General features: G+C 62.6%; 55 protein-coding genes and 10 tRNA genes. 16 read left to right on the top strand and 49 right to left on the bottom strand.

The annotated features are described in order from the left end of the window. Positions 1 to 131 precede the first annotated feature (131 nt). The 49 genes from A3AI_RS0118765 to A3AI_RS0118510 form a co-directional block, all read right to left on the bottom strand. Positions 132 to 653: a hypothetical protein gene (locus A3AI_RS0118765; RefSeq protein WP_024517053.1), complete on the bottom strand. Its 522-nt coding sequence runs from the start codon at positions 651 to 653 to the stop codon at positions 132 to 134. Next, positions 643 to 1,017 carry a ubiquitination-like system serine protease family protein gene (locus A3AI_RS0118760; protein ID WP_024517052.1) on the bottom strand — a complete coding sequence of 125 codons (375 nt, stop codon included), beginning with the start codon at positions 1,015 to 1,017 and terminating at the stop codon, positions 643 to 645. Before A3AI_RS0118760 ends, A3AI_RS0118765 begins: the two co-directional genes overlap by 11 nt. Continuing rightward, complete coding sequence (locus tag A3AI_RS0118755; RefSeq protein ID WP_024517051.1) at positions 1,017 to 1,517, bottom strand: hypothetical protein; 501 nt, start codon at positions 1,515 to 1,517, stop codon at positions 1,017 to 1,019. Before A3AI_RS0118755 ends, A3AI_RS0118760 begins: the two co-directional genes overlap by 1 nt. Positions 1,518 to 1,550: 33 nt before the next feature. Next, the gene (locus A3AI_RS0118750; RefSeq protein ID WP_024517050.1) at positions 1,551 to 1,739 is read right to left on the bottom strand and encodes a hypothetical protein; all 189 of its coding nucleotides are present in this window, start codon (positions 1,737 to 1,739) and stop codon (positions 1,551 to 1,553) included. An 11-nt stretch (positions 1,740 to 1,750) separates the two neighbouring features. After that, positions 1,751 to 1,876 carry a hypothetical protein gene (locus tag A3AI_RS49975; protein WP_283807251.1) on the bottom strand — a complete coding sequence of 42 codons (126 nt, stop codon included), beginning with the start codon at positions 1,874 to 1,876 and terminating at the stop codon, positions 1,751 to 1,753. Further along, a complete protein-coding gene (locus tag A3AI_RS0118740) occupies positions 1,877 to 2,437 on the bottom strand; it encodes a hypothetical protein (RefSeq protein WP_024517049.1) in 561 nt (186 codons plus the stop codon). Further along, positions 2,434 to 3,165 (bottom strand): adenine nucleotide alpha hydrolase family protein, encoded by a 732-nt coding sequence (locus tag A3AI_RS0118735; protein ID WP_024517048.1) that lies wholly within the window; start codon positions 3,163 to 3,165, stop codon positions 2,434 to 2,436. The genes A3AI_RS0118740 and A3AI_RS0118735 overlap by 4 nt, the downstream gene beginning before the upstream one ends. Next, entirely contained in the window at positions 3,166 to 3,312 is a 147-nt protein-coding gene (locus A3AI_RS47715; protein ID WP_156927848.1) for a hypothetical protein, read from the bottom strand. Continuing rightward, positions 3,309 to 3,509 (bottom strand): hypothetical protein, encoded by a 201-nt coding sequence (locus A3AI_RS0118725; RefSeq protein ID WP_024517047.1) that lies wholly within the window; start codon positions 3,507 to 3,509, stop codon positions 3,309 to 3,311. The genes A3AI_RS47715 and A3AI_RS0118725 overlap by 4 nt, the downstream gene beginning before the upstream one ends. Beyond that, a complete protein-coding gene (locus A3AI_RS0118720; protein WP_024517046.1) occupies positions 3,506 to 3,715 on the bottom strand; it encodes a hypothetical protein in 210 nt (69 codons plus the stop codon). Before A3AI_RS0118720 ends, A3AI_RS0118725 begins: the two co-directional genes overlap by 4 nt. Further along, complete coding sequence (locus A3AI_RS0118715; protein WP_024517045.1) at positions 3,715 to 4,074, bottom strand: hypothetical protein; 360 nt, start codon at positions 4,072 to 4,074, stop codon at positions 3,715 to 3,717. Before A3AI_RS0118715 ends, A3AI_RS0118720 begins: the two co-directional genes overlap by 1 nt. After that, positions 4,068 to 4,655, bottom strand: coding sequence for a hypothetical protein (locus A3AI_RS0118710; RefSeq protein ID WP_024517044.1), 588 nt, complete (start codon positions 4,653 to 4,655; stop codon positions 4,068 to 4,070). The genes A3AI_RS0118715 and A3AI_RS0118710 overlap by 7 nt, the downstream gene beginning before the upstream one ends. Further along, complete coding sequence (locus A3AI_RS0118705; protein ID WP_024517043.1) at positions 4,652 to 4,867, bottom strand: hypothetical protein; 216 nt, start codon at positions 4,865 to 4,867, stop codon at positions 4,652 to 4,654. Before A3AI_RS0118705 ends, A3AI_RS0118710 begins: the two co-directional genes overlap by 4 nt. Beyond that, the gene (locus A3AI_RS0118700; RefSeq protein ID WP_024517042.1) at positions 4,864 to 5,043 is read right to left on the bottom strand and encodes a hypothetical protein; all 180 of its coding nucleotides are present in this window, start codon (positions 5,041 to 5,043) and stop codon (positions 4,864 to 4,866) included. The genes A3AI_RS0118705 and A3AI_RS0118700 overlap by 4 nt, the downstream gene beginning before the upstream one ends. Continuing rightward, positions 5,040 to 5,246 carry a DUF2158 domain-containing protein gene (locus A3AI_RS0118695; RefSeq protein WP_051382439.1) on the bottom strand — a complete coding sequence of 69 codons (207 nt, stop codon included), beginning with the start codon at positions 5,244 to 5,246 and terminating at the stop codon, positions 5,040 to 5,042. The genes A3AI_RS0118700 and A3AI_RS0118695 overlap by 4 nt, the downstream gene beginning before the upstream one ends. A gap of 223 nt (positions 5,247 to 5,469) precedes the next feature. Then, the gene (locus A3AI_RS0118690) at positions 5,470 to 5,943 is read right to left on the bottom strand and encodes a hypothetical protein (protein WP_024517040.1); all 474 of its coding nucleotides are present in this window, start codon (positions 5,941 to 5,943) and stop codon (positions 5,470 to 5,472) included. Between the two features lie 16 nt (positions 5,944 to 5,959). After that, positions 5,960 to 6,034 (bottom strand) — tRNA-Met (locus A3AI_RS0118685). A 12-nt stretch (positions 6,035 to 6,046) separates the two neighbouring features. Continuing rightward, complete coding sequence (locus A3AI_RS45365) at positions 6,047 to 7,351, bottom strand: RNA ligase family protein (protein WP_024517039.1); 1,305 nt, start codon at positions 7,349 to 7,351, stop codon at positions 6,047 to 6,049. A gap of 38 nt (positions 7,352 to 7,389) precedes the next feature. After that, positions 7,390 to 7,464 (bottom strand) — tRNA-Thr (locus tag A3AI_RS0118675). A 1-nt stretch (position 7,465) separates the two neighbouring features. Next, a tRNA-Asn gene (locus A3AI_RS0118670) sits at positions 7,466 to 7,541 on the bottom strand. A gap of 198 nt (positions 7,542 to 7,739) precedes the next feature. Next, positions 7,740 to 7,813 (bottom strand) — tRNA-Cys (locus A3AI_RS0118665). A gap of 5 nt (positions 7,814 to 7,818) precedes the next feature. Beyond that, positions 7,819 to 8,010, bottom strand: coding sequence for a hypothetical protein (locus tag A3AI_RS0118660; RefSeq protein WP_024517038.1), 192 nt, complete (start codon positions 8,008 to 8,010; stop codon positions 7,819 to 7,821). A 38-nt stretch (positions 8,011 to 8,048) separates the two neighbouring features. After that, positions 8,049 to 8,124: transfer RNA gene (locus A3AI_RS0118655), tRNA-His, on the bottom strand. A gap of 14 nt (positions 8,125 to 8,138) precedes the next feature. After that, positions 8,139 to 8,214 (bottom strand) — tRNA-Phe (locus A3AI_RS0118650). 1 nt (position 8,215) lies between these two features. Beyond that, positions 8,216 to 8,301, bottom strand: a tRNA-Ser gene (locus A3AI_RS47710). A gap of 93 nt (positions 8,302 to 8,394) precedes the next feature. Continuing rightward, complete coding sequence (locus A3AI_RS0118645; protein WP_024517037.1) at positions 8,395 to 8,901, bottom strand: hypothetical protein; 507 nt, start codon at positions 8,899 to 8,901, stop codon at positions 8,395 to 8,397. Positions 8,902 to 8,943: 42 nt separating this feature from the next. Next, positions 8,944 to 9,019 (bottom strand) — tRNA-Gln (locus A3AI_RS0118640). A 3-nt stretch (positions 9,020 to 9,022) separates the two neighbouring features. Continuing rightward, positions 9,023 to 9,110 (bottom strand) — tRNA-Tyr (locus A3AI_RS0118635). 2 nt (positions 9,111 to 9,112) lie between these two features. Beyond that, positions 9,113 to 9,188, bottom strand: a tRNA-Pro gene (locus A3AI_RS0118630). Between the two features lie 62 nt (positions 9,189 to 9,250). Next, on the bottom strand, positions 9,251 to 9,466 hold the full coding sequence (locus A3AI_RS0118625) for a hypothetical protein (protein WP_024517036.1): 216 nt from the start codon (positions 9,464 to 9,466) through the stop codon (positions 9,251 to 9,253). Positions 9,467 to 9,489: 23 nt separating this feature from the next. Further along, positions 9,490 to 9,687: a hypothetical protein gene (locus tag A3AI_RS0118620; RefSeq protein WP_024517035.1), complete on the bottom strand. Its 198-nt coding sequence runs from the start codon at positions 9,685 to 9,687 to the stop codon at positions 9,490 to 9,492. Continuing rightward, complete coding sequence (locus A3AI_RS0118615; RefSeq protein ID WP_024517034.1) at positions 9,687 to 9,908, bottom strand: hypothetical protein; 222 nt, start codon at positions 9,906 to 9,908, stop codon at positions 9,687 to 9,689. The genes A3AI_RS0118620 and A3AI_RS0118615 overlap by 1 nt, the downstream gene beginning before the upstream one ends. After that, positions 9,908 to 10,483, bottom strand: a complete 576-nt coding sequence (locus A3AI_RS0118610) for a hypothetical protein (protein ID WP_024517033.1) — start codon at positions 10,481 to 10,483, stop codon at positions 9,908 to 9,910. Before A3AI_RS0118610 ends, A3AI_RS0118615 begins: the two co-directional genes overlap by 1 nt. Positions 10,484 to 10,715: 232 nt before the next feature. Next, on the bottom strand, positions 10,716 to 11,033 hold the full coding sequence (locus A3AI_RS0118605; protein ID WP_024517032.1) for a hypothetical protein: 318 nt from the start codon (positions 11,031 to 11,033) through the stop codon (positions 10,716 to 10,718). Beyond that, entirely contained in the window at positions 11,030 to 11,320 is a 291-nt protein-coding gene (locus tag A3AI_RS0118600) for a hypothetical protein (RefSeq protein ID WP_024517031.1), read from the bottom strand. The genes A3AI_RS0118605 and A3AI_RS0118600 overlap by 4 nt, the downstream gene beginning before the upstream one ends. After that, entirely contained in the window at positions 11,317 to 11,451 is a 135-nt protein-coding gene (locus A3AI_RS49970; RefSeq protein ID WP_283807250.1) for a hypothetical protein, read from the bottom strand. Before A3AI_RS49970 ends, A3AI_RS0118600 begins: the two co-directional genes overlap by 4 nt. After that, a complete protein-coding gene (locus A3AI_RS0118590; RefSeq protein WP_024517030.1) occupies positions 11,451 to 11,648 on the bottom strand; it encodes a hypothetical protein in 198 nt (65 codons plus the stop codon). The genes A3AI_RS49970 and A3AI_RS0118590 overlap by 1 nt, the downstream gene beginning before the upstream one ends. Continuing rightward, positions 11,645 to 11,854 carry a hypothetical protein gene (locus tag A3AI_RS0118585; protein ID WP_024517029.1) on the bottom strand — a complete coding sequence of 70 codons (210 nt, stop codon included), beginning with the start codon at positions 11,852 to 11,854 and terminating at the stop codon, positions 11,645 to 11,647. The genes A3AI_RS0118590 and A3AI_RS0118585 overlap by 4 nt, the downstream gene beginning before the upstream one ends. After that, a complete protein-coding gene (locus tag A3AI_RS0118580; protein ID WP_024517028.1) occupies positions 11,851 to 12,150 on the bottom strand; it encodes a hypothetical protein in 300 nt (99 codons plus the stop codon). The genes A3AI_RS0118585 and A3AI_RS0118580 overlap by 4 nt, the downstream gene beginning before the upstream one ends. Next, positions 12,147 to 12,383: a hypothetical protein gene (locus A3AI_RS0118575; protein ID WP_024517027.1), complete on the bottom strand. Its 237-nt coding sequence runs from the start codon at positions 12,381 to 12,383 to the stop codon at positions 12,147 to 12,149. The genes A3AI_RS0118580 and A3AI_RS0118575 overlap by 4 nt, the downstream gene beginning before the upstream one ends. Next, complete coding sequence (locus tag A3AI_RS0118570; protein ID WP_024517026.1) at positions 12,380 to 12,682, bottom strand: hypothetical protein; 303 nt, start codon at positions 12,680 to 12,682, stop codon at positions 12,380 to 12,382. Before A3AI_RS0118570 ends, A3AI_RS0118575 begins: the two co-directional genes overlap by 4 nt. A gap of 100 nt (positions 12,683 to 12,782) precedes the next feature. Beyond that, positions 12,783 to 13,118 (bottom strand): hypothetical protein, encoded by a 336-nt coding sequence (locus tag A3AI_RS0118560; RefSeq protein ID WP_024517025.1) that lies wholly within the window; start codon positions 13,116 to 13,118, stop codon positions 12,783 to 12,785. Positions 13,119 to 13,354: 236 nt separating this feature from the next. Further along, positions 13,355 to 13,795, bottom strand: a complete 441-nt coding sequence (locus A3AI_RS0118555; protein ID WP_156927847.1) for a hypothetical protein — start codon at positions 13,793 to 13,795, stop codon at positions 13,355 to 13,357. A 92-nt stretch (positions 13,796 to 13,887) separates the two neighbouring features. Beyond that, positions 13,888 to 14,076: a hypothetical protein gene (locus A3AI_RS0118550; RefSeq protein ID WP_024517023.1), complete on the bottom strand. Its 189-nt coding sequence runs from the start codon at positions 14,074 to 14,076 to the stop codon at positions 13,888 to 13,890. Positions 14,077 to 14,264: 188 nt separating this feature from the next. Continuing rightward, positions 14,265 to 14,675: a hypothetical protein gene (locus A3AI_RS0118535; protein WP_024517022.1), complete on the bottom strand. Its 411-nt coding sequence runs from the start codon at positions 14,673 to 14,675 to the stop codon at positions 14,265 to 14,267. Next, positions 14,675 to 14,956, bottom strand: a complete 282-nt coding sequence (locus A3AI_RS0118530) for a hypothetical protein (protein WP_024517021.1) — start codon at positions 14,954 to 14,956, stop codon at positions 14,675 to 14,677. Before A3AI_RS0118530 ends, A3AI_RS0118535 begins: the two co-directional genes overlap by 1 nt. Beyond that, positions 14,953 to 15,222 (bottom strand): hypothetical protein, encoded by a 270-nt coding sequence (locus tag A3AI_RS0118525; protein ID WP_024517020.1) that lies wholly within the window; start codon positions 15,220 to 15,222, stop codon positions 14,953 to 14,955. Before A3AI_RS0118525 ends, A3AI_RS0118530 begins: the two co-directional genes overlap by 4 nt. Further along, entirely contained in the window at positions 15,219 to 15,647 is a 429-nt protein-coding gene (locus tag A3AI_RS0118520) for a hypothetical protein (RefSeq protein ID WP_024517019.1), read from the bottom strand. The genes A3AI_RS0118525 and A3AI_RS0118520 overlap by 4 nt, the downstream gene beginning before the upstream one ends. 563 nt (positions 15,648 to 16,210) lie before the next feature. Beyond that, complete coding sequence (locus A3AI_RS0118510; protein WP_036048698.1) at positions 16,211 to 16,768, bottom strand: hypothetical protein; 558 nt, start codon at positions 16,766 to 16,768, stop codon at positions 16,211 to 16,213. Between the two features lie 1,184 nt (positions 16,769 to 17,952). Between A3AI_RS0118510 and A3AI_RS0118505 the strand changes: the two genes are divergently transcribed. The 16 genes from A3AI_RS0118505 (at position 17,953) to A3AI_RS0118420 (ending at position 23,129) form a co-directional block, all read left to right on the top strand. Further along, positions 17,953 to 18,141: a hypothetical protein gene (locus tag A3AI_RS0118505; protein ID WP_024517017.1), complete on the top strand. Its 189-nt coding sequence runs from the start codon at positions 17,953 to 17,955 to the stop codon at positions 18,139 to 18,141. A gap of 77 nt (positions 18,142 to 18,218) precedes the next feature. Next, the gene (locus A3AI_RS0118500; RefSeq protein ID WP_024517016.1) at positions 18,219 to 18,524 is read left to right on the top strand and encodes a hypothetical protein; all 306 of its coding nucleotides are present in this window, start codon (positions 18,219 to 18,221) and stop codon (positions 18,522 to 18,524) included. A gap of 28 nt (positions 18,525 to 18,552) precedes the next feature. Further along, positions 18,553 to 18,906 carry a hypothetical protein gene (locus A3AI_RS0118495; protein ID WP_024517015.1) on the top strand — a complete coding sequence of 118 codons (354 nt, stop codon included), beginning with the start codon at positions 18,553 to 18,555 and terminating at the stop codon, positions 18,904 to 18,906. A gap of 11 nt (positions 18,907 to 18,917) precedes the next feature. After that, the gene (locus A3AI_RS45360; protein ID WP_051382438.1) at positions 18,918 to 19,127 is read left to right on the top strand and encodes a hypothetical protein; all 210 of its coding nucleotides are present in this window, start codon (positions 18,918 to 18,920) and stop codon (positions 19,125 to 19,127) included. Between the two features lie 34 nt (positions 19,128 to 19,161). After that, complete coding sequence (locus A3AI_RS43025; RefSeq protein ID WP_051382437.1) at positions 19,162 to 19,467, top strand: hypothetical protein; 306 nt, start codon at positions 19,162 to 19,164, stop codon at positions 19,465 to 19,467. Between the two features lie 187 nt (positions 19,468 to 19,654). Further along, positions 19,655 to 19,825, top strand: a complete 171-nt coding sequence (locus A3AI_RS47705) for a hypothetical protein (RefSeq protein WP_156927846.1) — start codon at positions 19,655 to 19,657, stop codon at positions 19,823 to 19,825. Between the two features lies 1 nt (position 19,826). After that, positions 19,827 to 20,021: a hypothetical protein gene (locus tag A3AI_RS0118475; RefSeq protein WP_024517012.1), complete on the top strand. Its 195-nt coding sequence runs from the start codon at positions 19,827 to 19,829 to the stop codon at positions 20,019 to 20,021. 39 nt (positions 20,022 to 20,060) lie between these two features. Continuing rightward, positions 20,061 to 20,426: a hypothetical protein gene (locus A3AI_RS0118470; protein ID WP_024517011.1), complete on the top strand. Its 366-nt coding sequence runs from the start codon at positions 20,061 to 20,063 to the stop codon at positions 20,424 to 20,426. Positions 20,427 to 20,429: 3 nt separating this feature from the next. Then, a complete protein-coding gene (locus tag A3AI_RS0118465; RefSeq protein ID WP_024517010.1) occupies positions 20,430 to 20,786 on the top strand; it encodes a hypothetical protein in 357 nt (118 codons plus the stop codon). A gap of 54 nt (positions 20,787 to 20,840) precedes the next feature. Then, entirely contained in the window at positions 20,841 to 21,188 is a 348-nt protein-coding gene (locus A3AI_RS0118460) for a DUF6197 family protein (protein ID WP_024517009.1), read from the top strand. A 146-nt stretch (positions 21,189 to 21,334) separates the two neighbouring features. Then, positions 21,335 to 21,529 carry a hypothetical protein gene (locus tag A3AI_RS0118450; RefSeq protein WP_024517008.1) on the top strand — a complete coding sequence of 65 codons (195 nt, stop codon included), beginning with the start codon at positions 21,335 to 21,337 and terminating at the stop codon, positions 21,527 to 21,529. A 76-nt stretch (positions 21,530 to 21,605) separates the two neighbouring features. Beyond that, a complete protein-coding gene (locus A3AI_RS0118440) occupies positions 21,606 to 21,956 on the top strand; it encodes a hypothetical protein (RefSeq protein WP_024517007.1) in 351 nt (116 codons plus the stop codon). Between the two features lie 44 nt (positions 21,957 to 22,000). Further along, a complete protein-coding gene (locus tag A3AI_RS0118435; RefSeq protein ID WP_024517006.1) occupies positions 22,001 to 22,240 on the top strand; it encodes a hypothetical protein in 240 nt (79 codons plus the stop codon). After that, on the top strand, positions 22,240 to 22,464 hold the full coding sequence (locus A3AI_RS0118430; protein ID WP_024517005.1) for a hypothetical protein: 225 nt from the start codon (positions 22,240 to 22,242) through the stop codon (positions 22,462 to 22,464). Before A3AI_RS0118435 ends, A3AI_RS0118430 begins: the two co-directional genes overlap by 1 nt. Further along, on the top strand, positions 22,457 to 22,618 hold the full coding sequence (locus A3AI_RS47700) for a hypothetical protein (RefSeq protein ID WP_156927845.1): 162 nt from the start codon (positions 22,457 to 22,459) through the stop codon (positions 22,616 to 22,618). The genes A3AI_RS0118430 and A3AI_RS47700 overlap by 8 nt, the downstream gene beginning before the upstream one ends. 34 nt (positions 22,619 to 22,652) lie before the next feature. Continuing rightward, the gene (locus tag A3AI_RS0118420; RefSeq protein ID WP_024517004.1) at positions 22,653 to 23,129 is read left to right on the top strand and encodes a hypothetical protein; all 477 of its coding nucleotides are present in this window, start codon (positions 22,653 to 22,655) and stop codon (positions 23,127 to 23,129) included. Position 23,130 lies beyond the last annotated feature (1 nt).

Genomic DNA, 23,130 nt, shown 5'->3' with positions numbered 1-23,130 from the left:
TTCTTGCGCTTGGACTTCTTGGCCGTCTTCTTGGTCGCCTTCTTCGCCTTTTTAGCCATGATGGCTCTCCTTCCAGGAAAATGCGTCGGGGAAGGCGCCGACGCTACGCCTCGACACTACCGAGAGCGGCGTCAGGATTTGCCTTTGCTCGGGAATGCCGTCACCAGCCGTTCGAGATTGCGAACAGGCGGGCGAATCTTCTGTAGCTTGAAATTTGGTTTTGGCAACTCGAAGCCGAGTCCCTTCGCCAAAAGATATCCGTCGATGAAGACCGCGTCCTCTTCGGGATACTCGGCCTGCTTGAGAAACGAGGTCACGGCCTCGTTGTCGACGAAGCAGATCACGCAGTAGTAGTCGCCGGAGCCTTGGTTCTTGAAGGCGTCGCTCTGACGCTTCAGGTCGGCCTTGATTGTCGACCCGTTGGTGGTGGCCTTGTCGCCGTTGAGCGCCACGTCGAGGCGGCGCATCTGCTCAGCGTTCTCTTCCTCGGGCGACAGGTCGTCCGGCATGTCGTCGAGGACGTCGTCCTGACGTTCGACGAAGTCGAGGGCGCGCGCGGCTGCGCGCATCTTCTCGATACCGCCGCGGTCGATCTTCTTCAGACCACCACCGGCGCCCTTGAGGGGCGCGCGCTCAATCTTCTTAAGCGCCATCGATACCGCCGTATGCGCCCTCTTGGTAAGGCCAATCCGGCAGATCTACCGTCTGACCCGAGAGCTTGTGGGGACTGTCGCCACAGAACTCGATCCGCCCGTTGCGGATGAAGTAGTGGCAGAGCGTCGTCTGACGAGGTGCCGGCAAGGGCATCTCATCGTCATCTTCCGTCTCGGTGACGAAGAGCAGGACCGACGGCTCGAAGGTCGGGCTGTCGTGGTTGCCGTTGAACCGCCAGAGCGGTCCCGAGGGGGCCGCAATCGGAATGCGATGCACCTCCTCGCAGCCTGGACACCAATGCACGAGCGAACGAGAGCCGTCCGCTCCGCTGGCCGATCGCAACTTCTTGGAGAGCGTGCCCATTACCAGCTGATGTCGATGCCGCCGCCGGTGTCACAGCCGCCGCCACTGTCCAACGAGATGCCGCTGTCGAAGCTCGGGCTGCTATCGACATAAGAGGGGCCGGAGTCGATGAAGGTGTTGTTCTCGACAATGGTCGTGCCGTGATGGCCGAACCCGCCACCAAGAGCTTCTCCGACCAGCATGCCGGTCAGGAAGTCGCCGGAGCCGTTGCCATTGTTGACGTAGACGGGCGATTGCGCGGCCACAGGAGGCACGAGATAGGCTGGACCAGCCGGCGGCGCTGAAGGCGCCGCGGTGAAACCAGATCGCGTGTAGCCCGATCGATCAGCGTAACTGGTGCCGTTGACGACCGGCCGGTTCGCGTCGGCCTTGATGCGTTCGCGCTCAAGCTCAGCCTCAAGCCGTGAACGGCGCATCGAAACAATGAACCAAAGCGCGAAGCCGAGGGCCATCACGAACAAAAACATCGCAAAGCCGGAGATGTGCAGATGATGTGGCATTGGGGATACCGCTCTCGTTGGGGGTGGGGAGAACTAGAAGCCGCTGATCAATCCGAACAGCGCCTTGCCTGAGACGATGACTGCGCTGATGAGGCCGATCAGCATGAAGAACTCCATCCAGAGGCCATCGCCATTAGCGCGACGACGGAACATGACGTCGATCTGGGTTGTGACCAGAAGGAGCGCAGCGACGAGCGCGAGCACGACGATCGTGAACATCATGGGGATGAGCCTTATCTGGCGCCGGCGCGCTGCAGGATGCGACGGATATCTAGGCGGGTGAGACCGACCTTGTCGGCGATTTCCTGGAGGGAGAGTCCGCGACGGCGGAGGAGAAGGATCTCGTCGATCTGGTTCATTCAGTCATTGCCACCATAGCGGTAGAACTCGGAAAGGAACCACGAGGCCGCTACCTCGGGGCTCCAGTAGCGGAGGGTCACCCCGACCGGATCACCGGGGAAACCCCACGGCACAGCCGGTTTGGCGACGTTCTGCTCGCACTCGTCGTGCAGAATACGTACGTCGATATCTACGATCTCGGGTGGAAGCGGCCACAAACCATCGAGCCCGAACCGCGTGTAGATCACGCGCATCAGGTGATCCTCGATCGCGCGATACTCTGGCATCGCATTCTTGATCGGTCGCGGGATGTCGACGAGGAATGCCTCGCTCGCATCGTGCAGGAGGCTTGCGAGTTTGACGCGATTGGGACCGGCCACGTTGTGGGCGACGTGAACGGAGTGCTCGGCAACCGAATAGAAGCGACGACAATGGCCGCCGTAGCGGCACTGGCGCGATAATGCGTGCGCAATGTCGTTGAGGCGGACGTCCTCGACCTTTGGGTCCAGAACGTTGAACGCGCCGCCAGTCGCCGTGCCGATCCATCCAACGGCGTTGAAAAAGGTCGACTGCTCACTCACTGTGCGAAGTACCTTTGATAGAGCTCCCAGCGCTTCTCCTCGACTGGCGCTAAGGGGAGCCATTCGATGATGCGCTGGTAGTCCTCGGGGAAGCGTTCCTTGAGCGGGATCAGGAAAAGGTATGAGAAGCCGTCGAGCGATCGCGGCAGGAAGGTGTAATCGGGCGGCAGCGAGATGCCGCTGCTCTCGATCGCATCCAGCAGATCCTGCTTCGACCAGTGCCAGATCGGCGCCCAGTTGCCGGCGGTAGAGCGGATCGGGCCGTGCTTCTTGATTGAGAGGAAGCGGATCGCGTTGTCGAGGGCGCGGACACCGGTGGCGGTCAGGATGCTAGTGCCTTCAATCCCCTCCTGCTTCTTGACCATGCGCAGGATGTCGGGGTGGTCGAGGCGCGGCAGCGAGGCGTTGGTGAGAATTTCAGCGCGGCGCACGGGCTGCAGGAAGCCGTCGCGCAGATGCTTGTTGAAGGCCACGTCCGGCATGCGCAGGATGCGCCTGCCGAACAGATGCTTCTCGTAATAGGCGAGGCTCTCCTCGACGAAGCTGAGCTTCATCGGATAGTCGTAGTAGAATGGGATCACCTCGATCTTGTCGCGCAGCGCAAGCGCGACTGCGACCGAGTCCTTGCCGCGGGAGAAGGCGATCAGCGTCTTGTCGCCGAACCGCTCCTTGTAGGAGGCGATCAGGTCGTCGCCGCGCGGATGCTTGATCGCGTCGAGGCCGGACATCTAGCCGATGCCGGAGCCGCCGATCGGCGGGCCGTCAAAGATGCTGGGGCCGCGGTCGGTGAAGAACATGTCCTTGATGAGGCGGTAGGTGCCGAAAAGGATGTCGATGCCCTTCCAAAGGGCCAGGCCGTAGACGACATACATCATGACGCGGCCGCCGCGCTGATGGCCAGCAGCTTGGCCGAGACCACTGCATCGATCATGCCCTCGATCGCGCCGGTCAGCTCTGCGACCTGGTCGGGCGTCAGTGTGGCTGCGGAGCCGTTGTCGATGCGACAGGCAACAGTCGTGGCAATAGCCGATGCGAGCGCAGTGCGCGCATCGGTGACGGAGGGGGTGCTCATGGGGAATGCGTCCTGATGTCGATGAAGAACTGGCCAGTCTGGGCCACGTAGGCGACGTCGATGTCTTCGGGGTCCATTGCGAGGAGACCTGCCACCACCTCGGCGACCTCTTGCCGAGTGACCCTCTTGCCGTGGAAGCGATCGTGCAGCTCGGCGCGCATGATGTCGGCGATCAGAGCCTCGTCGGCAGTGAGCGCCTCGGTCATCAGCTCTTGGCCTGCTCCGGCACGATCAGGGTCACTTCAGACACCAGGCGACGACCTCGGTGCGGGTGAGTGACATTACTCTCCGTCTCTTTCAGGCAGCCGCCCATATCGGCGATGCCGTCGAAGAGCTTGTCGAGGAGGCAGCGCCGAACGTATTCGATGAGCTGCCAAGGATTACTGGCATATTTCAGATCTAACTCGCCGACGATCACGTCGGCCTCGACGACCTTGACGCGGTCGCGCTCGACCACGACGTAGCCGTGGCGCTGCAAGAGTTGCTTGGCGGCGTCGATCTCGCTGGGCGAGTGGCGCTGCACGGCGGAGGTCTCAGGCGCGCTCGCTCCCAACAGCTTCACCATGACACCGGCGCTCCTATGCGGCCGATATGAGAGCGGCCAACCACCATGGGCCCGCGATATTGCGGAGGCTCCTCGGCCACCGGCGTGCAGAGCGCAGGGCACTTGCCCATGCGACCGAGCCGCACGCCGCAAGCGCAGTAACCAGCCATGCGATAGATGGGCTCAGGAGCTGGCATCGGCTCGGGCGCGACTGCCACGACCAGCGCCGGCGGCTCGCTCATGTTGGCTATGGGAAAGCGCTTGAGCTTCTTCTCGTGCTCGAAGCGCTTCACGATCGGGTCGCCGAAGCGGCGCCCCTTGGGGGTATCCCTGACGGTCTCGACCTTCGCCTTGCACTTGACCTTGGGCGGCGGCGCGAGCTGCTTCTTGGGCTTGGCGACCGACCTTGGGATCTCCACCGGAATGCCGACCTTGAGGCAGGCCCGCGCCTTCGCCTCGTCGATGGTCTCGAAGTTGCCGACCTTGTCACCGTCGACCCAGGCCTCGACCCGGCCTGAGCGCTCGCAGACGTAGAGGCGCGCGTTCTCGTAGTTGAGGAAGGAGGCCGGATTGCCGTCGATCTTGATGTCGTTCCACTTCATGGGCCGATGTCCTTCGGCACCATCAGCCGGTCGTGAACGATGCAATAGTCACCGCCCTCTTCGCCTACGACCGCCATGTAGTAGCCTTGGGACCGGCACCACTCGCTGACGGCAAGTTGGTGGGCGCGATACTTGCCGGCACCGAACGAGAGAAATGCCGCCACTACAGCTAACGCGACCAGGCTGGAGCCGCAGAAGATCGAAACCTTCATGCCGGTTCGCCGCGGCTGAAATCGTAGGCAGGCGCATTCACCGTGACTGGGTTTGCAATCGCAAACGACCATTCGGTGATGGGCATGCGCGCGACGACGCGGCCGTTGATCTCGAACAGGATCATCCGGTTCTTTTCGTCGCGATAGAAGACGACGCTGTCGGCGGGGATGGTCATTCCCGCACCCTCGCAAGAGACTGGAGCGAGAAGGTTTCGCGTTGCAGATGGTTGTCGACAAACCATACGCATGAGCATCGCGCGTTGTCGCCCTGGCACAGATAGTCAATGGTCATCTTGACCAGCTGACCCTTGAGGCGAACGACGTCGCCGGGCACGAGAGCGCCTTCGGCCATGGCTACAGAGTGCTTAGCAGCGGTCATGGGGAATGACCTCCTTGGGTGCAGGTTTAGGGAATGATGCCCACGCCATTGTCCCGTCTTCGCCGGCCTAGGACCCCGGCGGGTGTCGGTTTTGTTCGCGGGTGTGCATGAGATCCGGAGTTGCGTGATGCCCGAAGGCCTCTCGCTACTCACCGCTCCGCAAGACCGATGCGCGCCGTGCACGGCAAACGCACCGATGGGCCTCGGGATTTACTTTTGAAAACTAGTAGAGATTGCCTGCGCTGATCAGATCCCAGATATTGACGCGCGCGGCGAAGCCATTCGCCTGCCACCAGGGGATCAGAGGCTCGATCAGGGCCATCATGGCGGAGATCGTGTCCTGCGAGATGCCCGCGGTGATGAGGTTCGGCACCATGCTCTGGATGGCGCTCGAATAGGTCGAGTTCGAGGTCTCGAGCGTGTCGCTGTAGGTCGCCTCGTAGCCGACGACGGCGAGAATGTAGTTGACCGAGGCCTTGACGGCATCGGTTGCGCCAGCCGGAGGGTTGGCCGCGTAGGCCTGCAGGATGTCCAGCGCGCCAGAGGCCTGCAGCACCTTCCTGACCTCGCTGCGGGGCACGTCGACCGCGGGGCCGGCCGTCATCTGCTGATTGACGAAGGCGAGCTTGTCGCCGGTCAGCATGGTCGCCGGCAGCGTCGCCCAGATCGTCTGGAGGGCGGTGTAGTTGCCGGCCATGTGACCTCTTGGAAGTTGGTTGCAGAGGCCGGGATCGAACCGGCGACCTACGCGTTATGAGCGCGCCGAGCTACCGCTGCTCCACCCTGCAATGAAAGTGTATTCAGTCCTTCTCAGCCAACAGGAACTTGTTGTTGATCACCTTGAAGGTCGGTCCGCCGGCGACGAGGGACTTGAACACGACACCTTCAGCGATCGGGTTGTTGAAGCTGGCCCGATCCGCGATCTTGAGCAGATCATTCACCGTTGTCGTCTCGGTGAGCACGTAGTCATGAGCGAGTGCCGGCGCGTGCTGGATGCCGCAGCCAATGCCCTGCAGATTGCGCAGGAAGCCGAACCGCTCATCCGGCGTCATGTACCTCGACTGATCGATGTCATAGACGTCGAAGGCGAAGAACTGGTTAGTGGCGAATCCTTCGCGGTTACCCTGAATGCCGGGGCCCATCAGCTCGCCTTGGAGCGCCACGTTCTTGCCGACGACAACCAACGCCGCGATGATCCCATCGGCGGCCTGCTGCCAGAATAGCGACGCCTCGTCCCGCTTGAGGTCGAAGTTTCGCGAGCAGACGCCGTAGCTGTAGTCGTTGTGATAGACCGTCATCGACGATCCATCGAGCTTCAGCGTCACTTCGAACTGCTGGCGCTTGGCGATGGTCTCATCATCGTTGCGGACCGCAGCCTTGTGGAACCACTGGTCGCCGGACTTGAAGTAGTAAGACTCCGCGCTGTTCTCGACCCGACCCAGGTTCAGGTTTTCGATGACTACGGGATTAAACACCTCGGTGACGACGGGTGCTCCGTAATAGATCCATTTCAGCACACCGCTCAGACAGTTCTGGATGCGCTCCTGATCGGTCTTTTGCAGGAAGTCGGGGAAGCCGCCGCGGGCATGCGTCGGGCCAAGCTTCGACCCGCCGCCATTACCGGCGGCCGGCTTTTCATACTTCTTGACGCCGAGGTAGTCGGTGACGTCCATGCCCTCCTCAAGGAAGACCCGGGTCGGCTCGACCCATTCACGACGTTCGAGGCGTTCACGCTCCCATTTGGTCTCCGGGGCGATGTAGAAGTAGCGGCCGTCATCTTCCTTATCGAAGAAGTCCGACAGCGGCAGGCTAAGCCCCTGCGACACCACGCCCTTCATCTTCATGGTCTTGATGCGGAAGCCGTCACCAAGGCCTGCAACCGACTTGAAGCACTTGTCGCGCAGGAACTCGAACTCTGGCCGCACCGGCAAGAAACTGTCGATCTCGAAGTAGAGGCAGAGATCGCCGACCTGGTAGTTGGTCTTCTGGGTGACCAGCTCCCAGCCGTCGATGGTGGCCTTGACGATGCGGTCAGCACCCTCGATGGGGTCGATCTTCGAGACGCGACGGATCGTCGCGAGCTTGCGCTCGCCGATATCAGGCATGTGGGGACTCGTCTGTTGGGGAAGATGGGGAAGGAAATTGGTGCCGAGAGAGGGATTTGAACCGACGACCGTCGACTTACAAAGTCGCTGCTCTACCGCTGAGCTACCCCGGCTTGGCTGGGAAGGCTGGATTCGAACCAGCGACGCGGCGGTTAACAGCCGCCTGCTCTACCGACTGAGCTACAACCCAACGAAACTTTTTCCCGTTAGCCGGAGCGCCGCTAGCGGACGACGCAGAGACCTAAACGCAAGGCGGGACGGGACAAGCCATGGACACGGGCGCCGCAGGCCGCAAGCCGCGACGCCGTCTACCTTGCGAGCATCCGCACCTCGAGCCAGGCCGCGCCAGTGATCATCTGGCGGGATGGAGTTACCGAGGTCTCGGAATTGGAGACGATGGATGGAATCGAACCAACGTGAGACGGGTTGCAGCCGTCTGCCTCATCACTCGGCCACATCGTCGAAATTCACTCCCTCTCCGCCTCGTCGGCTTCAAGATCGGCGTCAAACTCCTCTGGAGTAAACCTAGCCGACGACCGCGAGTCCACCCAGTGCAACGCGGTTTCCAGTTCCCCGCCGATCCGGTACCAGTCTCGCGGGCGCGCGTCTGGACCGAGATACTTCATGAGCAGTGCGGTGAGCTCATCCTCGAAGGTCATGGCGTGCGCCTTAGCACACCGTTCGAGTCCGCGAAAGTTGGTACCAGCCCGCGGGCTCGAACCGCGATTTCCCGAGCCACAATCGAGCGTTCTAACCAATTGAACTAAGCCGGCACCTTGGGAAGAGTTGGTGCCGAGGGAAGGGTTCGAACCTCCGACGCGCGCGCTTTCAACGCGCCGCTCTACCAGCTGAGCTACCTCGGCGTGGCGGAGGGTGAAGGATTCGAACCATCACCGGGAGACCGGGGCGCAGTTTTCGAGACTGTTTGCCCACCATGGGCGCCACCCTCCGCAAACAGGAAGGGCGGCGGTCGTGTTACCGCGTCACCCTTCCGGCGATATGTGATGAGTGACTAAACGACGACATGGTGTGACCTTGAGCTTTCAGAATGGCAGTTGTGCCGGACGGCACACGTTCTCGAAGATGTAATCCAGCGCGCGCCGCGCCAGGTCGAGCTCGCTCGGCGAGCCTTCGACCATCAGCAGCATATCCAGGTTGGGCGAGCAGCGCTTGACGCCGCCGCTGACCTCGCACTGAGCGCCAGGCTGGCCTGAAATGGCGAGCCGCGCATAACCGTGCTGCGGCCAGGCGTGATATTCACCGGACAGACGATCGAAGCTGATCGTCTCGATCACTGGCCCGCCGCGGCGCCGCATCGTGAAGGTGCAGGCTTCGCCCGGGGCGTGGTTGACCTCGAAACTGCGGCCGATGTGGCCCTCGTCCTCATCGGCAACAGCGATGTCGCCGTGGAGGTGGTTTTCGAGCGCAAAGATGCGGGCTGCGGCCATGACCGGCTTCATGGCCTCCGTAATAGGCTGCCCCTCGCCGGCTGCGCTGGACGCGGCGGCGATGAGGACTGCTACAACGAGGGAAGCCTTGGCAAGGGTCATGCCCAGCCTGATAGCCGATCAACCTGCGGCTGGTCAATCTCTTGGCACCCGCTAGTCGATTTGAACGACTGTCTTCGGAGTCAAAGTCCGACGTCTTAGACCACTGGACCAAGCGGGTAATTGGTCCGTGAGGCTAGATTTGAACTAGCGAAGGCCCGAAAGCCGGCGGGTTTACAGCCCGCCCCGATTGACCACTCCGGCACTCACGGATTGGTCTGGACGGTCGGGCTCGAACCGACGACCCCCGCATTCCAAGTGCGGTACGCTACCAACTGCGCTACGTCCAGACACACGACGACCCTCAATAGGGTCGCGGGTATGGATAGCTCTGTTGGTTGAAGGTCACGGTTTAGTCCTTCGATGGGCGCTTGAGCGCAAAGTCTATAAAACGCTGACGTAGTTCATGATCCGACAGCGGAGCCGCTGTCGGCTGGCCATCGTTGCCGATGGTGCGCGGCGCGAGGCCGAAGGCTTTGATCATCAGATCGAGTTCTACGCCGGTGACAAGCAAGGGATCGACGAACCAAACGTCGCGCTTGGCCGCGGGAGGATCGCTCTCGTGCATCCACTCGTATCCGTCGGGAGGTCTTACCATAACCTCTTCGATAGCGCCGCAAGCATGAAGTCGTCAAGCTCACCGCCGAGCGTCGCATCGAGATCCTTCTCGACGCCGGTGCGCGCATCACGCGCGGATCGGCTCTCGACGTAGGAGCGGACAACGCCCTCGCCGCCGAAGCCGCGCGGGCTGCGCTCTTGATTGGCGATGGTGCCGTTGATCCAACGCATTACGACGGGTCCTTATCGATGACCGTCGTGTGATTGAGCGCCATCAGCTCGTGACCGGGCGGCATGTAGATGTAATAGACGGCGCCGTCACCGACCTTCTCGCGCAGCACCGTGGCATAGCCGACCGCAATGCCGACGAATACCCGCGGCAGGATGAATCGCCCACGACGCTTGAGAAATTGGACCGCAATGCGCTCTAGATGCGCCCCGAGGTTGAACACTACGGCACGCCCGTGATCGCTGTCTTGGCAACGAGCGCGGTGGCGCCGGTGACGATGCCGTTGACGGCCTGCAGCGTGTTGGTCTGCATCAGTTGCGCCGCGCCCGCGCAGTTGGTCATGAGTGCGCCCTGCGGCGAAAGACCATCGACCAGCTCGGCCGTGTCCTCGATCGCCGTGACCAGGGCAGGATCTGGCCGCTTCATCACGGCGCCGGTGGCATCCTTGATGTCGTCGCCGTCGAACGCCGTCTTGGCGTCGATGATGGCCTGGATGCACTGGGCGCGGATCTTGCTGCCGTTGGAGCCGACGTTGTTGGCCTTGGCAAGGGCGTAAGTGAGGTCGTCCTTGGAAACGGCCTTGATGCGGGCGAGCACGCGGTCGAAGTCGGTCTTGGGGTCGCCGGTCAGTAGCCCGCAGAGCTTCATCGGGTCCCACGGGAAAGGACAGGCCTTGGTGGGGGTGGTCGGGGTCGAGGTGTCGGCAGCAGGAGCGGCCGCAATCTTCTTGCCTTGCGCGAGGGCGGAGCCCGGCAGCAAGAGCGTGAGCGCGGTCAGGGCGACGGCAAGGTTTCGCATAACGTGATGCCTCGTGGGGATAGAGCTGGGGAGTGGTTGCGCTTGTCGAGTGCGCTCTGGCCGGGAGGAGGATCTCCCATCAGCCAAGAGGTGAGCGGGCGTGGCGCGGCGTTGCGCCGCCGCGCATCCTCGATCATCTCTGGCGCCGGGCGCCGTGTGTGATCGCTCTCGCCATAGGAACGCGGTTCGTACGATCTGGCAAAGCGCCAGTCGCTGGGCTCGGACCAAGAACTCATGCAGGCAATGCCTCGACATCGCTGAGGGGACAGAGATGCGGCAGCGAGACGTGATCGTCCTCGACGATCGCGTACTGCCGGCTCCCGTTCGTGGTGAACAGGTGGGTGATCTTGCCGGTGGCGGCCGCCTGAACAGTCTGGAAGCGGACGCGCTGGCCGAGATCGAATGGGTATGTCAGCTTCTCGACCTGGCCGTAGAAGAGCCAGAACTGGTCGTCGATGCGGACGGTGTGAGTCCAGTGGTCGACGCGGGTCACCGTGCCGATGCGGTCACCGTCGTAACGGACGCGATCGCCGACCCGGTAATCGATCACAGGAAGAACACCTCTTCCGCGTAGTGACTGCGGCCCTGGTCGTCGACTACGCAGTAGAAGCTCTTGGTGAGCGGCGAAAGCTCAGCCTCCTCGTAACGGGAGCGCTTGATGCGCCGCGGGACCGGCTTGTCCTCCGAGGCCTCGACGAAGGAGAACACCGTGCCGATGACGTTGTTGGAGCCCTTCCCTAAGACCTGCACGCGGCGGCCGACGGTGTGGTGCTCGCGGCAGGCGGGAATGAACTCAGCCCGCTCCCGCTGTGGCTTCGTGGGGCGATGGATGCTCACCAGGCCTCCTCGATCACAACGATCATGAGCAGGCACCAGCCCCAGCCTTCATGGCCGGAGCAGGCGATGGCGCCGGCGGCGAGCGCCAGCGCGACAGAGATCCAATGCCTGTTGACGGGACCGAGGTTCATCACAGTACCTCGTCGATCTGCGTAGGCCCGACCCAGACCTTGAAGGTGCGGCCCTCGCTCGCGGGGACATCGAGCTCGATGACACGCTGGCCATCGGCCGGCGTGAAGATCTTGGTGATGGTGCCGGGGCGGCTCAGGTGATGGGTGATCACCGTCTGGCCGACGTGGAGGTTGGCGGACTGGGCTGCGGTGATCATGACTTGCGCAGCCTCTCGAAGAAGGCATCGAAGATCTGCATGCAGGCAGAACAGAGCGCGTATTTGCGCGACATGCCGCGCCGCTCGCAGTAAGCGTCGATCGTCATCCAATCGCTCGGGACGATCATCGGGCTACCGATCGGCGTCTCGAGATCGCAGCGGTCGCACATGATCCAGTGCTGGGCCGGGATGGTCTTGATGCTCATGGGCGCGCCCTCCCCTTGCGGACGGGCTTGCGCTTGCGATTGTGGGGAAGGTCGTGCGCCGGGAGCGACCAATGCGTCTGGCGATAGGTCATATGGGGGATCTTGGCGACGCCAATCCGATAGGACTTGACCGGCGAGAGCCGACGCTTGCCGTCGGTCTCGCGGAGTTTGTTGATATCCCAGACTTCCTCATGGACGCGGGCGACGTCATTGGGACCGGCGGCGAGAGCCTCGATCGCGACGAGCTTCTCGTGCTGCTCACGATCCCAGTCGGTGAAGAAGACCGGCGTCTTCATATCGCCCCCTTGGGTGCGACGTTGCCGATCGCGCATTTGATCGAGGCGACCTTCCACTCGGGATCGCGATAGATCGTCTGCGCCTTCCACTCGGCAACGATGGGCTGGGCAGCGACGCCGCAGCCCAGGAGCCCGATGGTATCGCTCTGGGCGATAACCTCTTGGCGGCAGGTCGAGGTGGGGGAAGCCACTGCCAGCGTGTGGCAGAGGGTGACGATGAGGGTGATGTTCATGCGCCCTCCCCTTTCACCAAGGGAAGCACGCCGTAGCGCTTGCGAAAGATCCCGTCCTTCACCACCCAGATCTTGCCGTCACCGTCGCGCACGATCCAGTCGCCGACGACGGCGCGTTCGGAGCCGCCTTTCTTCATCACACAGATGTCGGTGCCGTTGTGCCAGCAGTGCCACTCGGGATCGTACCTGCCCTGGTTGGCCCAGATGCAGATGTCGTTCATGTTCTTGTCGTCGGGCTCGTTGTTGGTCTCGAACCGGCGGGCCTCGACGCAGTCGCTCTTCAGATAGAACGTGGTCATGAGCAGGCCCTCACGAGGACATCGTGGAGGGCCCAGCTCAGCATGGCGGAGCCGGCGGCAATCATGGCGATGCCGAGCCAGGCGAGCGCATTGTCGCTGCTCATGCCAGCACCTCGCCCGCGCCATAATCGACGCCGGCCAGCAGCTTGTTGAACGGCGTCTCCGGGAAGAAAGCCTCGACCGCCACGGAGCTGATGCTCGTGCTCAGGACGTATGAGCCGTCGAGCTGTTCGCGGGCGAGGCGCTGGCCGATCTCGGAGCGATAGGCGTCCCGAACACGCTTCTCGTTCTTGCGATCGCGCTTGGCCTGGGCCTTGGCCTTGCGTTCTTCGGCGCCGGTGAGCTTCGCCTTGAAGCGGTCGATCTGATAGGCGCGCGCCCGCTCGGGGCGGGCGTAGGAGTCGTTGACGATGATAACTGTATCGGTCGGAAGCATTGGGGAGATGCCTCTTGGTGGTGGATGGAGATGGTGGGGAGGAAATCAACCCAAAGCCGAGCAATGACAGCGGCTTGCGGGCTGAAAGGAGCGCGATGGAAATCACCACCGCGAAAAGGTTGCGCTGTTTACGAAGACCAGGTTCCCCAACCCTGTCGACGAGGGCACGAGGGAGCGTGGCTCAACCTCGATCGGCGCGCTGCTCTCCCCAAGGCCGATTGGTGAAACAGAACTCGTTAGCGAACCATGCCGCCGACGTCGGCCGCATCGAACGTGAAGCAGGCCACGAAGTCGCGCTCGCGGCCGAAGTAGCCTGGGGAGAGGCAGACGCGGGACGCGGGATGATGATGTCGGGAATGCCGATGGCGCGCGTGCCGCCGGTGGCTTTGCGGAGCCGCGTGATGCGCGATCGAAGCATGGGCATCAACGTGCGGCTTGATCGCAGCGCGCTCATCCACGCGCGGCGCAGGCAACGTGACGGGCATATCAATCGCGGGCTTCAGATCCGACAGATCAACGGTCGCTGGCTCTGGCGCGGATGGCAGCTCGATCTCGTGGGTCTTGGGTGCAGGAGCAGTCTCATGAACCGCGACATCGACCTGCGGCCGGTGCGCGTGCTGCACGCTTCGCAAGGCGACGGCGGCGCAGATCACGGCAATTGCCAGCAGCACCCACACCCAGAATATCCAGGCCGCGGCGCTGTCGGAAAGGACCTTGTCCTCTTCTCGGCGGTGCTCTGGATGCTTCGGGTGGTGATGGGTCATGGCGCTCAATCCGAGAATGGCTGCTCGGGCGGCGCGCCCGTCTTGGCAAAGGCGTAGAGGTCGTGCCCGTGGCGCTCGGACCACATGTCGCCGCCGACGCCGTTGGCCTCGGCCGGCACACCGAAGTGCCGCTCCAGCGCGTTGGCCGCCCGCTTGTTGCGGGCCGCTTCGAGGCTGACGACGTTGCTTACCATCGGTGGAACAGGTCGATAATCTCGACCACAAGGATCGCCAGCAGCAGCACGTTGTCGTAGCGACGCCACTGGTTCATCTCGGGGATCATCACGTCAGCGCCGCCGCCGAAACTTCCGCGGCAGCGAGACGCAGACCCACACGGTCATGAATGCCGCAAAGCCGAGATAGGCGATGATGTGGTCGGTGCTCATGCCGCGACCTCTTGGGGAACCTGCATCATCGAGGTAAGGCGCTTGCGGTCGGCCTCGGCCATGACGTAGCCGCTGCCGCAGTAGGTCGTGATGGTGAGCCCGAGCGGCGCAATCTTGCGCCGGACCCGCATCATGGCCACCTCGATGCCCTTGCCACCGGGCTGATCACAGTCAGGGCGCGCGGCATACAGCGCGTCATAGAGCACCCCGCGCGGGACCGCGCCGCGGGCGCGAACCATGTTGAGGATCTTGCTCTCCATGACGGTGATGTCAGGGATCACCCGCTTGAGCAGGCCAAGCTCGTCGACGCCGATGCCGATGATGCCCTCAAGCTGCGCGACACGATCGCGTAAGGCCTCGACTTCAATCCGTAGCCGGGACAGCTCGTCAAGCGGCCAGGAGCCCATCAGTGGATCATCCCGCTTGGTGACGGCATCTCCAGAAACGCAGCGATCTTGGCAAGCTTCTCCGCATCCCAGAACGTATAGACCCGGTAGAGTGGCTTCTGCGCGCCATGGGCCATGAAGCGATCGAAAGCAGCGCGCGCTTTCTCGCGCGTATCAGCCGCCGCCCACCAGTTCGACACCGGGTTGGCGTAGATCGCCATGTACTGGTGCGGCATGGTCACGACCTTCGAGACCGGGACGTCCTCGTTCACGACTTCGAACTCGGGGGCGATGTCGGTCACGGCTTGATCTCCGTCACCGTGACGTCGCGGAAGTCCTTGGCGATGTCCATCAGCGAGGCGACCTGGTCCTGGGTCAACCCCCTCAGTCGAACGGTGTATTCGCGCTGGATCGGCTGCGGGAAGTTCTCGACGATGATGCTGTTGGGCGTGTCGCCCTCGCGCACGACAAGCGGCGCGATCAACGAGGGGATGGCCTCAAGCTCGGCGACGAAGCGACTGAACAGCGCTTTCACCTCCGCGCGGGAGATCGCGAGCTGATCGCTCACGTCGACCTCTTGGCGCGTTCGGCGAGCATGGCGTCGGCGATGTCGTAGGCGGTCGTCGCAATGATCGCTGGCTTGCGCTCAGCCGCCACGTCCGCCCCGATCGCGAACTCAAGCACTGTCGGCAGCGCCGCCACCGCGAACTGATCGCGCAAGCGTCGCTCCTCGATCAGCTTGGCGACCTCGGCCTGGCGCGACTGCATCGGATCGGGCGCCGGCTCGGCCTGCTGCCGGCCGCCGACCGTCGAGATGAAGTTGGGCGTCTCGCTGCCAACGGCGCGAGCGGCATGCGCGGGGCCGTGACTCGGCTCGTAGACGATGCGGCCGACGCGCGGCGAGGCCACCGTGGGTTGGTCGCCATTGAACGGATCGGTCGCGGGCCCGAGGTTCGGGCCGTCGCCGCCTCGCGAGTAATCGACGTCAGTCATCGGTGGGGCTCCGACTACGTTGGGGGATCAACGATGTGGGGTTGGGGAATTTTTGCCGATTGAGAATCGGCCATAAGGTTTTGACCCGGAATTAATTCCCGGTTCAGATTTCAAAGGAGACCCCGAGCGCAGCTTGGAGGCAAAAGCTCAGGGCCTCCCTATCGAACAGGACTAGTCGAGCGGTCGCAGGACGCGAGACCAACACAAGCGTCACCGCGCGAGGCCCTGATCGGTTGAAGAGTTTCACCCACTGCCAAGGGGGACATGTCCTCTTCCGGCCCCCGGGACATTGCCGGGTCGGGGACATCGCTTGGCTTGTGAGGAAGGCGCCGCTATGGAGAATCTCTAAGAGACCTTCTCCACCCAGTCTTGTCAGATGTCTGAGAGTTGGGTTGAGGCTCGCTTGAGCTCGCCTCACCCTTCAAGACACACTTGTCGACGTGGCGCAGGCGCGTGTAGAGCCGATTTTCCGCCCGAGATCAATGCTGATTTTCCGCAATGAATTTGGACCGACGACGAAAATCGATATCAACTTGATGATATTGCTTGTGTTTCAGATTTGATCACAAAATCGTGAAGTTCGCCAGATTGGTGTAGGCCGGAAGCTGCTTCTTGAGCCGATCGACCAGCCATTCGGAGTACGATGGTAACGATGTCCCCGATGTCCCCTTGATGTCCCCGAGCAATGTCCCCTTTCGGAGCGCGGCATATTCTCGATTGAGCTTCTTCATCTGACCGGTGGACTGCAGGGCGTCGATGGCTTTGCCGATCCGCTTCTGAAGCGAGGACAGCGTGACGTCCAGGTGCTCATCGGGCGAGATCGCATACCCGAGGCGGCCGGCGCACACCCGCAGCATCTTCTCGACCATCTCGGGCTCGGCGGCCACGAAGAGGCCGCCACGAGCGTTCTTGCGCGCCTCGCGGTGACTGGCCATCAACTCGGCCAATACCCGTTCGGCCTGCTTTTGCGAGCGAAGCCAGAGCCTTGTGCCGGGTTTCTTGCGCGCAGCGATGCCGCCGATGGTGATCCGCACACTTCCTGCGCCTGGCTCGGCATACAGGCACGACAGCCCCGATGCCTCCAGAACGTCCGCCGCCAATGTCTGCGCGATATCCGCCATGCGGATCAGGATGTTAGCTGCGTCGCGAGTCCTCAGCCAGAACATTAAAGGGACATCGAAAGGGGACACTTTGGGGACATGGGGACATTCGACTGGGAACGTGGACATCGGGACGGCTGGTGCCGGGGACCGATGTCGGGATTCCGATAACGGGCTTAAGTGATTGATTTCTCTAATGGCGCCGTTGAAGGGGACATGGTGCCGAAAGGCCGATGTCCCCCGAATGTCCCCTTGGCGTTCCGCGCTCTGTCTCGTTGTCCCCTTACGGGGCCAAATGTCCCCTATGGGGTTGCGGGCCCTTTTGGGGCCCCGAATCAGCCTTCCCGCCTATGGGCCCCGTTTCGGGCCGTTCCCTGTTTACCCCTGCGTACCTGGGCGCAGGGGCCCCTCGCCAGCTCATCTTTTGGGGCCCGTTTTTGGGCCCATTTTGGGGTAGCTCTGGGGCCCTAGCGCGGGCCCAATAGGGCCGTTTCCCGGGCCCTGCCTTGCCTAGCGCCGCCGGTCTTTCCGCCCCTGTAGCGGGTCCCCTGCTCTATCGGGGCCCGGCCGGGCCCATTCCTTGGGTGTGGGGCCAATTTGGGGCCCCTTTGGGCGGTTTTGGGCCTGTTTTTGGGGTAAAACCTAGCAATTTCAAAGGCTTAGGCCAAAATAGGGCACTCTCTATATATTGCACCAAAGCGGTGCAAACTTTCGCTTCCGTTTTTCACCATCTTGGTGCATTCTCTCCCTTGCCAAGGGCTTGCCTCTTGGCAGTGCCCGGCCTGCGCTACTGCGCCCCTACTCGGAATGGCCCTAACAGCAAGCTAGTCGCTGTTAGCCTTGCAGAGTCCCGCCTCGGGTCGGGTGCGCAATGCCTCCTCAAACAAAAGGCAATGCACCGGTGTCCAAAGCATAGTGGCTTGCCTCTCCGTCTGCGCTCGCAGCATGGGGCCAAGGCTTACAGCACCGTCTAGGCTTGTCGGGTACTGCACCCGCATTTTGGCCCCGCTTCATTAAGCATCGGCCTCCGCATCGTTGCAGTGGTTTCCCGCGCTGTTCGTAGCAACCGGCCCCGCTTCGCAAATGGGCAACCGGGCTTTGCGCACTATGCCCTAGGGCCCCGTCATATACCGGGCCCTAGGCGTAGCGCAGTGCGGCGCATGTTTCGCCGCACCGTTCTACGCCTCAAACCAAGGAGACCGATCATGCAAATCAAAATCAGCCATCTCGCTGGCGATGGCGAACTCGAAACCCATCCGCGCCGCTCGATCCGGCAGGCCAAAGAGGATGCCGCCAAACACTCACGCCGGTATAACGGCGTGTTTCTCGTTCATTCCGGCGATAAGATCGTCTCGATCTTCGCCAACGGCACCGAGATCAAAACCGGCGCCTGATCTGCTGCCACCGCCCTTCCAACTAGGCCCCGTTCGCAGCGGGGCCTTTTTCATGCCTGCAACCAAGGAGACCGACCATGAAACGCCACACCGATGCCCGCTATTCGCTCCGCAACGTCGCCGCCAAGAACGAGACGCAGGTTCGTCAGACGCTCTGGGCTTACCAAGCCGACGCGATCCGCAACGCCGTCACCGCCTCGATCAACTACGATGGCATCTGGATGATCGAGCGCACTGACGGATCAGCCGTCGGCTTCTGGGTCAACGGCGAGCGCTTCGCCGACCGCCGCTCCGCCCGGACCTACATCAACTTCCAGAACCGCGAGAACGAGCGCGCCATCCTCCGGGCGATCACCCTCGGCTTGATCCCCGTCGCCGCCTGATTTCACCCCACACCCAAGGAGACCAACAATGTTGAACCTCAAGACCGTTACCGCCGCCATGAAGAAAGCCGACGCCTCCATCGACGCCGTGACCAAGGCGGCAGAGCAGGCCGCGATCAAGACGATGCTCAAGATCAAGGCGATGCCGTGCAAGACCTACAAGGACCTGGACGTGCGCGAGGAACTCGCCCGCCGCGTTTGCAGCTACCACTTCGCCTGGGGGACCAAGCTGAATCAGCTCTACGACGCGATCCTCAAGCAAAACGAGAAGGTCGAGGACAAGCTCTGGGAGCGCGAGGAGCGCGAGTACGCGGCCAAGTACCCGAACAGCAAGGGCCGTAAGGGCAAGGGCGGCGGCCGCGGCGCCTACGGTCGCGGCTGAGGGAGGCGATCATGTCCCGCAAGTATCACTCGCTCCTCGTCCGCGAGAGCAAGACCGAACCCTGGTGCATCCACTTCGGCGACTGGGAGCTTGAGACCGTCAAGCAGGAGCGCGACGACATCGTCGATGGCGAACAATACGCCAAGGGTAACACCAAGATCATCACCACCGGCGGAACGCAGGCGCACATCGACGCCGAAGTCGCCAAGCTCAACGCCTGATCGCAGTCAGGCCAACCCCAAGGAGACCACGACCATGAGCACCCACACCTTCCGCACGACCGGCGACGCATACGATGCCTGCCAGACCGGAGTGCACTACGCCTTCGACGGCGAGTACCCAGTCGAGACCGGCGACATCCTCGTGATCGAGAGCGAGAAGGTTGTCGGCATCGCCGATACTTGGCCCGTCGCCGTGACGAAAGAGCGCGGACACCTGCACACGCCGGCCGAGGGCGTGACGCTGCTCGAATGCTTCGAGCAGCGCAAGGGGGTCACGCCCTATCACATCGCCCTCGCCAAGCACGCCGCCGCCGAGCGCGGCTGGCCGGTTCGCGACTGATTACCCCACACCCAAGAGCGCAAGTCCGAGCGTCGCCTGATGGCGGCGCTCCAGCGTGCGCTTATGCACGACCGTTTCGCAGACGGTTCAACCCCAAGGAGACCACCATGTCCAAGAAAGTCATCATCCTCCTCCGCAAGCTCGAACTCGCTTCCTACCGCAACGGCAAGAAGTGAGGGAGGCGAGCATGTACGTCAAGATTGAGGGAACGACCGTCATTCTGATGCAGCACGGCTCACGGTTTCGTTTCCCGTGCCACACCGAAGAAAAGGCCCGCGAACTCCGCGACGCCTTCTTGGCTCTGTATGACACCACCGTTCGCTGCGCGAGCCTCCAAGTCCTTGGGGTGAGAAGCTGACATGTCCCTCACCCAGCTTCAGCAGTACGAAGCCGCCCGCCGCCGTCTGGCGGATAGCAACCTCGCCTTCATGGAGATGGTCACCCACAAGACCAATCCCATGACCCGCGACGACCTGGCCGCGCTCATCAAGCTACGGCCCGAGCGCTACAGCCGCTTCGCCGGCTGGCTCGACGTCCTGCCGCCTCGCACCTGATCGCAGTCAGGCTCAACCCCACACCCAAGGAGACCAGCAATGACATTCGACGCACCGGTCCTCTCGATCGAGGACCAGATTTCAGCCTTCGAGGAGCGGATCGAGTTCCTCAAGCGCACCGCCGAGACCGGCCAGCAATGGGCCGAGATCGCCCGCCTTGAGCAGGAGATGGTCAAGCTCTTGCCGATGGACGAGCTCGTCAAGGCCGCCTCCTCGATCGAGCACGGCACAAAGCTCACCCGCGACCAGATCGCCTGGGCCCGCTCGCACGACTGGTTCGATGACGCCACGGCCGATGGCGTGTTGTTCGTCTACGACCGCTTCACCTACCGCGGACGGTCCTACACCAACCGGGTGATCTGGGGCGGCTCGTTCGGTGCGCTGCGTGATTGGGCGGGGTACTGAGCCATGACCATCACCGCCTATGACGTCACCGTGCGCCGCCTCGGTTATGGCGGCGGCGACCTCAAGCTCCGCGTCCTCGCCTACAACGAGGACATGGCCAAGGATCGCGCCACCGATCAGGCGCGCCGCTCCATGCTGCCGCCGCGCCGACGGCGCTGGGCCGTGTTCACGGTCGTTGCCTGCGAGGTGGCGACCGACCACCGCTTCACGCATCACCCGGCACCCTTCGCCAAGACCGACCGCGGACGTGACCGCCGTCAAGAGCGGCGTTTCGTCCGCGAGCAGGATGCGCTCGGATTCCCAACGCCGGAACTTCGCAACTTCATCTCCCGCAACCCGGATGCCTTCGATCCGGTGTGATCCCCACCACCAAGGCCGCTTCGCAGGCGGCCCCTTCCCAAGGAGACCAAAGCCATGAATATCAAACAAATTCTGATCGAAACCCGCACGCTGCTCGCTGATATCGCACACTGGACCCAGGGCACCTACGCCATCGACGACGATGGCGAGCATGTCGCACCGGAGAGCGAGAGAGCGTGCGCGTGGTGCCTGCTGGGCGCCGTGGACCGTATCAATCGACTTGACGGAGGCGGCTCGAGCTGGGGCGCCGAACATGCGATCGGGGCGGCATCCGAAGCGCTTTTCGGCTTGAGCCCGATGCGGGTTAACGACGAATACGCCAGCATGCGGCCGCTAGCAGATCGGCACGCGAACGTCCTTAAGGTCCTAGACCGCGCCATCGCCGACTGCGTGGAGGCCTGACCGATGCAGCCCACCACACAGAAACCCAACCCCGCCGACTTTTGCGACGACCGCAAGCACGCCATCGCCGATTGCCTCAACGCATCCTGCCGCCTTGGCGGCGTCTGCGCGCTCGCCCTGGCCGACCGTGTCGCAAGGAGGCGCGGATGAGTGAAACCAAGGATCTGCGCCGCCAGCTCCGTGAGCTGCGCAGCGCGATGCGCGTGCTCGGCATCCGCAAGATCTCGCCGTTCAACGGCGGGCTGGACCGGGATACCTATCAATACAACGCCCGCCGCTTCGAGCTTGAGACCCGACTCAAGATTGCCGAGCGACGTGAAGCCAATGAAGGCGCGACATGATCGCCGGCGCCTTCATCCTCACCATGACATTCATCTCGATCGCAGCGCTCTGCGCGCTGCACTATGGGAGACAGCAATGACCGAAGAAATCGAAAGCCCACCGACGCCGGCCCCGTTCTGGACCGTCGCCATCTATCTGGTCGATCGCGCCTACGGCGGCCCCGAGGAAGGTGGCTGGTACTACAACTGCGGCGATCGCGTCGACCACGCGCTCGACGGCATCGAGCCGGAATACCTGCTCACCGTCAAGCCGGACGAGAAATCCTCCGACGCATGGTGCGCCAGCCTGCAGGCGCTGCTCGACGAAACCGTCAATGTCGGCCGCCGCGATATCGGCAGCGTGCTCTCGACCGGCAAATACTATGCCGAGGTCCACAACGGCCACTCGCCGAAGCACTACCCCGAGACGCGTCCGCATTACGAGTAACCACCCCCGCCGTTTCGCAGACGGCACCACCAAGGAGACCATCAATGAAAGTTTACCTCATGCAGGCCGAGCACTACGAGGTGCCCGGAATCATCATCAAGGTGTGCGCCACACGCGAGAAGGCGGTCGCCGAGGCCATGGTGTGCGTCAACATCATGCAACAAGACAAAGGGAGGCCACTCGTCTCAACCGAGCAGGAGATGGCCGCGGCAGTGGAGTTGCTGGCCGACGAATACGGCGAGGCGCACTGCTACTATGACATCTCAGAGTACGAGGTGCTCTGATGTCACGCCTCATCTCCCGCGACCCATTCGCGCGCCAGGAGCTGCACAGCTTCCGCGTCTATGTGAATGCGATCGGCTCCTGCAAATGGTGCGGCAGCACCCGCGCGACCAAGACCGGCCGACGTTACCTGAACGGCTACTACATCGAGAACGATGCCGGGCGCCGCGACGATCACCTCGGCCTGTTCTGCTCCAAGTCCTGCCACGACGACTACCATGGCTAAGACCAGCGCTGTCTACATGGTGCTGTGCCGCGCCAAGAGCGGCACGCACTACGTCCTGGCCACCAGCCGACGCTTCATCCGCTACAGCGATGCCGAGCTGTTCAAGCTCAGCGTCGCCGCCTCGCGAGAGCCGATCATTCTCGAAGTCGACTGATCCATTTCCCCATTTCAACTCAAGGAACCATCCAATGCCCAAACCCAAGACCGTCGCCGTGTCCCAAGGCCGCGTCCCCGGATACGGACCGAACACGACCGAGGCGAAAGCCGACCTCAAGCACCGTATCGATTACTGGTGCGGCGCGGGCGATCCGCACATGGAGATCAGGTTCGGTTACGTCCTGATCGCATTCCAGATGCCGAGCGGCGATGTCGCCTACCGCACCATCGGGCCCGACCTCATCAATGGCGAGCACGGCAAGCACCTGTACCCCACATGCGTCATGAACGGCACCTTGGCGCAGGCAATTGCCGAGGCTCGCTACAGCGTCGCGCAGAACGCGTGGAATCGGGCGGGCAGCGACGAGGACCATATAGCAAAGTCCGGCCTCAAGGCCGAGCGTGCCGACGAGCTTCGCCACTGGATCAAATGGCAGCGCTCATACGACGAGCACATCGCCGCCGGCAAGACCAAGGACGAAGCGTTCCAGATGGCCAGTGGGTACTGAG

It is taken from the genome of Bradyrhizobium sp. Tv2a-2 (assembly GCF_000472425.1).
Lineage (GTDB): Bacteria > Pseudomonadota > Alphaproteobacteria > Rhizobiales > Xanthobacteraceae > Bradyrhizobium.
This window is presented reverse-complemented; position numbering and strand designations above follow the sequence as displayed.